Source organism: Bacteroidota bacterium (assembly GCA_018698135.1).
Taxonomy (GTDB): Bacteria; Bacteroidota; Bacteroidia; order CAILMK01; family JAAYUY01; genus JABINZ01.
The window spans coordinates 1-5,834 of record JABINZ010000024.1 but is presented as its reverse complement, the minus strand read 5'-3'; the positions used below and the strand labels follow the sequence as shown (position 1 = coordinate 5,834).

Here is a 5,834-nt window from a genome sequence, read left to right as displayed (position 1 = left end):
TAAGCCTCAGCCTATAGTGACCATTGAGAAAAGTGATACAACCGCTTGCTATCCACAAGATTTTGATATTGTTTCTTCTTACCAAAATGCCAATGGTATTGAGTGGTATTTAAAATCAAATAGTGGTTCAGGTATTTTTGAATCAAATATTAACCAGACTTCCGCAGTTTACCTCCCTCATTATAACGACCTGAATCGCTCATATTTCAAGCTATTTTTGCGAAGTCTTCACTCCGATGCTGTTTGTGCATCGGCTCATGATAGTATCCGGGTGCGTATTATCAATCCACATCCAGCTTTTTCTGCTAATAATCTGGAAGGAAATGTGCCTTTAAAAGTGAAATTTTCAGATCAGAGTTTCTCCAATTCAGCAAACATTATTGAATGGTTTTGGGACTTTGGAGATGGAAGAACTAGTTCGCAACAAAATCCTTTGGTAACCTATTCCAAAGGTGGTTATTATAATGTGCGTTTAAGGGTTCTCTCTGCCGATGATTGTAGCAGCGTTATTTTGAAGAATGATTTTATTCATGCAATATCCACCACAACGATTCAGGAAGCAAATAACTTTGAGATAGCAATTTTCCCGAACCCAGCAAATGATTATGTGGTGGTTAAGCTAAAACACGATACATTCGAAATGCTATCCATTAGCCTTTACAATAGTTTGGGGCAAAAAATTAAATTTCACACCAATATTAATGATCAGGAGTTTGTCATAAACTCCCTGCATGATTTGAGTGGTATGCTTCACATGAAAATTGATTTATCAAATGGCGAATCGGTGTATGCTAAACTAATTGTTGAATAAATAACGAAACTCTGACAGGGTTTGGAACCCTGTCAGAGTTAAACAATAAATATTTTAAGATGTATAACTTCCCACTTTTAGAAGCAGGAGAATATTATCATATTTATAATCGCGGAATAGGAAAACAAACAATATTTCGAAGTAGCAACAATTATCAATATTTCATTGAAAAAGCCCTAAAATATCTGCATCCTATTTTAGAAATTATTTCATACTGTTTACTCAAAAATCATTTTCATTTCTTTGTGAAAATAAAAACAATTGAGGAACAACTTCAATTTCATAAAATTAATAACCCTAATGATGACTTCAAAGAACTTATAGCAGGAAAACAATTCTCAAAGCTGTTTAATTCATATGCTCAGGCATTTAATAAATCATATAACAGAAGTGGAAGTTTGTTCGAGAAACCTTTTAAACGAATTCCTGTTTCTGAAGATGATTACATCACATTACTAATATTTTACATTCACTCAAATCCTGTAAAACATGGAATTATATCAAATTTCTACGATTATCCTTACTCTTCATACACTGATATCATCAAAAATGATATGAGAATAGTAAACTCTGATTTTGCCTTAAAATGGTTTGGAGAATTAGAAGATTTCATCTCATTTCATAAGGAAATGCATGATTTGAGAAAAATTGACAATTATCTTTTGGAATAAAACCAAAAATAACCCTGACAGGGTTTGGAACCCTGTCAGGGTTATATGTCTGCTGAGAAACTAAATAAACTTCTCTCTATACTTGGATTTGATTTCATTCACAACATGACGAATATCCTGTTCCTGTGATTTATCAGCAACCAGAATAATGTTTTCTGACTCGACAATAATCAAGTCTTTTACGTTATTTACAGCCAACAATTTGTCATCTGAAATATTGATGATGCAATCCTTTGTATTGCGGGTAAATACAAATTTTCCTTTAATGGCATTGTTATCCTTGTCTTTATCGACAAACTGAAATAATGAATTCCAGGTCCCAATATCCGACCATCCAAAATCACCTTCTTGTACAAATACATTATCAGCCTTTTCCATGATACCATAATCAATGGAAATAGTAGGACAATCTGCATAGGCATTTGTGACAAAATCTTCTTCAGAAGCTGTATAATATGCATTTTCGATACTATCAAAACAACTTGCCACTTCGGGTAAATGGTTTTGTATAGCGAGTGTTACCGCCTGAACATTCCAAATAAAAATACCTGCATTCCATAAAAACTCACCTGATTCTACAAAGCTTTCAGCAATTTCCAGACTAGGTTTTTCGGTAAATGTTTTTACAGGAAAAAACCCTTCATTTTTGTCATCATCTTCAAACTGAATATAACCATAGCCCGTATCGGGACGATTTGGTTTAATCCCCAAAGTAACTAAAACATCTTTTTGAGATGCAAAGTCCATAGCTTGGCCTATCGATTCCAGAAAAATTCCTTCGTTCATTATTAAATGATCGGAAGGTGCAACAACCATGGTTGCTAGTGGATCTTTTTGTTTGATTTTATAAGCAGCATAAGCAACACACGGAGCTGTATTTCGCGCAATGGGTTCAGCTAAAATCACATCATCACTAATTCCGGGAATCTGTTCTCTTATAATTTCACTATAATCCTTATTTGCAACGATATAAATATTTTCTCGTGGACAAATTTGCGCAAAACGTTCATAAGTAGCCTGAAATAAAGACCTACCTGTATTCAGAACATCTAAAAACTGCTTTGGATATTTTTGTTTACTCAGCGGCCAGAATCTACTACCAACCCCTCCTGCCATGATCACTGTATAAAAATGAGAATTCATTTGCATAATTTTTCAGAGGGCAAAAATAAAGCTTATTGGCTAATATTCATATGATACATTTAAATTTATCAATCCTGACCGCTGACTTTCATGAATATTTAGCCAAAATCATCTTTTGGAATATTTCTTGTAATTTCAGAATCATGCGCCTTACAACTTTATGTTTCCTAATAATTTCCACAGCCATTTTAAACAGTTTATCTGCTCAAGAAAAATTGACACCTTACTCAAAAAATGATGCTTTTAAATTCGGAGAAAAACTAAGCTATAAGTTCTACTATTCATTATACATCAACATTCCTGTAGGAGAAATTATAATGGAAGTGAAGAGCGAACCCAAAATGCTTAAAGAGAAAAGCCATTATCATTTGACAGGGAAAGGATCTACATTTAAATTTTACGATCCGTTTTTCAAAGTAAGAGACCATTATGAGTCCTATGTAGATGTCAATACATTCAAACCATCTGCTTCCTTTCGTATAATCCACGAGGGCAACTATAACTCAAAAGAATACTATATCTACGATCATAATAAAAACATCGTTACTAATAGTAAAAAAAGAAAAATCCCAACTGGAGATTTCACACAGGAAATTCTATCAGCTGTATATCTAGCCCGCACATTTGATTACAGTCAAGCTAAAATAGGAGATTCATTTATGCTTAACATATTTATTGACGACTCTTGCTATTATGCTGGTGTAAAATACATGGGCAAAACTATACTGAAGACTAAAAAAGGGAGTTATCGTTGCCTGATTCTTAAGCCCATATTAATTGTTGATCGTGTATTTAAAAGTGATGAAGACATGACCCTTTGGGTAAGCGATGATCGCAATAAAATTCCCATTAAAATTTATTCTGGAATCAGCGTAGGAGCAATAAATGTTGTTCTTAATGATTACTCTGGTCTGAAAAATCCAATGCAAGCAAAACTTAAATAATCACTGCTGGGTTCCTGTATTACATCTTTGATTACTATTAATTGATTTGTCAATTAAGGCAACAACGAATTAGTATATTTCTGTATAAAGAAGATACAATTATCTATGGGGTACGCAAGAACCCTAATAAATTTTTCATTGGTTTATAGTAATTTACAAATGAAAATTTTATGTAGGTTTGAAGCAAAGGTCGACATAGATATTATTCAGGATTCAACCGATTATGATTCCACACGAAACAGTAGAAAAAATAATTTCATCCGCAAGGGTTGAGGAAGTCGTAGGTGATTTTGTCAATCTTAAAAAGCGTGGTGTAAACATGATTGGCCTATGCCCTTTTCATGATGAAAAAACACCCTCCTTTGTAGTTTCACCTAGCAAGGAACTTTACAAATGTTTTGGTTGTGGCAAAGCTGGCAATTCGGTTCGTTTTTTAATGGATCATGAAAAATACAATTATCCCGAAGCGCTCAAGTTTTTGGCTGCGAAATATGGTATTACCATTGAAGAAGAAGAAGTTAGCGATGAGCAGCGAATAGAAAGGGATGAAATTTCCAGTATTTATATTGTCCTGGAGTTTGCGAACGAATTCTATCATAATTATTTGCTTAATTCAGAAGATGGAAGGGCAATTGGACTGGCTTATTTAAAAGAAAGGAAAATTGATCTAGAAACAACTAAGCATTATCAAATTGGCTTTAGTCCAGCTCAAAAAGACACTTTCAGTAAAGCAGCATTAGCGAAGGGTTATAAGGATGATTTTTTGGTAGCAGCAGGATTATCAATCAAAACAAATGATGGTTTTCTGATTGATAGATTTCGAGCGCGAATCATGTTCCCTATACATTCAGCCAGTGGCCGGGTATTGGGTTTTGGTGGTCGTATACTGACATCCAATCCCAAAGAGGCAAAATATATAAATTCGCCTGAAACAAAAGTATACAATAAAAGCAGTGTTTTATATGGCCTGTTTCAAGCAAAACACAGCATTCAAAAAGAAGGAAAAGTTTATTTGGTTGAAGGCTATACGGATGTAGTTGCGCTTAAACAGGCTGGCATTGAAAATGTTGTTGCTTCTTTAGGGACCAGCCTTACACCTGAGCATACCCGCTTAGTTAAACGATATTCCAACAACCTTACTTTTATATTTGATGGCGATGAAGCTGGAATTAAAGCTTCATTGAGAGGAATTGATATTGCCCTGAAAGAAGAGCTTAATGTGCGCATAGTTGCTTTACCAACTGGTGAAGATCCTGACTCATTCAGCAAAAAACACGATAGAAATGAATTGATTCATTTCCTGAAGAAAAATGCCAGTGATTTTATACTTTTTAAATCACGATTTTTATTTGGAGATGTTTCTAACGATCCCATTCAAAAAGCAGAAGCTGTTCGAAATATCATTAAATCCATCATACAGATACCGAACCATATCCATCGAAGTAGTTACTTAAAAGAGCTAAGTTCTGAACTGGATATTGAGGAAGAAATACTGTATAGAGAATTAAACAGCCAACTACGTAGCAAGCGAACACAAATTGCAACTAAAACTGTTCGGAAAGAAGAAAAAAAGCCAGAAAAGTCCGATCTCGAAGGCAAAATGCTAAAGAGTACGTCCTCTGAACAGGAACGAATTATCATTAATCTTTTAATTATGGCTGGCTCTGAGGATTTTGAAGATGAATCGAAATGTGCAGATATCATTCTCGAAAATATCATGGAATATGAGTGGGAAAATCCTTTACTCAAAAAAGTATTTGACCATTACGTTGATTATAAACAGCAGAATAAAATTTACCCGGAAATTAAATATTTCGTCCAACATCCTGAACAGTTTTTTCAAGATATTGCCAGTGAAGCCGCTTTCATGGATTCTAGTATAAGCGAGAATTGGTCAAAAAAAACAGGCCGCAATGTAGAGTCGGAGATCGATTACAGAAAAGATATTGCATCATCGATCAAACATCTTGAAATAAGGAAACTTCAATCGTTAATGAAGGAAAACCAGAAGAAAATGAAACAGAAAGATGTTGGTGAAGAAGAATCTATTGAATACCTGAAGATTCACAAAAAACTAAGTGAGAGAATCAAAGAATTATCCCAGCAATTAGGTATTGTTATATACTAAAAGAAGCCATCCCGAAATCTCGGAACAGCCTCTTATTATTCATCTTCTTTTCTTTATTTCACAAGCGTCACCGTTCCTGAATATTTGTAGTCTATTCCATCGAGTCCTTTCACTCGCATCACATAAACATAAACATC

General features: G+C 34.3%; 5 protein-coding genes. 4 read left to right on the top strand and 1 reads right to left on the bottom strand.

All coding sequences use genetic code 11. From position 1 onward, the window contains the following. Together HOG71_01730 and HOG71_01725 are read left to right on the top strand one after the other, a co-directional pair. A partial coding sequence (locus tag HOG71_01730; GenBank protein MBT5989548.1) for a T9SS type A sorting domain-containing protein occupies nt 1–811 on the top strand: 811 nt, incomplete at its 5' end. Between the two features lie 59 nt (nt 812–870). Next, entirely contained in the window at nt 871–1,482 is a 612-nt protein-coding gene (locus HOG71_01725; protein ID MBT5989547.1) for a hypothetical protein, read from the top strand. Between the two features lie 60 nt (nt 1,483–1,542). Here the strand turns inward: HOG71_01725 and HOG71_01720 are convergent, their stop codons facing one another. After that, nucleotides 1,543–2,625: a mannose-1-phosphate guanylyltransferase gene (locus HOG71_01720; GenBank protein MBT5989546.1), complete on the bottom strand. Its 1,083-nt coding sequence runs from the start codon at nt 2,623–2,625 to the stop codon at nt 1,543–1,545. Between the two features lie 143 nt (nt 2,626–2,768). Between HOG71_01720 and HOG71_01715 the strand changes: the two genes are divergently transcribed. Together HOG71_01715 and HOG71_01710 are read left to right on the top strand one after the other, a co-directional pair. Continuing rightward, complete coding sequence (locus HOG71_01715) at nt 2,769–3,569, top strand: DUF3108 domain-containing protein (protein MBT5989545.1); 801 nt, start codon at nt 2,769–2,771, stop codon at nt 3,567–3,569. A gap of 223 nt (nt 3,570–3,792) precedes the next feature. Continuing rightward, nucleotides 3,793–5,697: a DNA primase gene (locus tag HOG71_01710; GenBank protein ID MBT5989544.1), complete on the top strand. Its 1,905-nt coding sequence runs from the start codon at nt 3,793–3,795 to the stop codon at nt 5,695–5,697. The last annotated feature ends 137 nt before the right edge of the window (nt 5,698–5,834 follow it).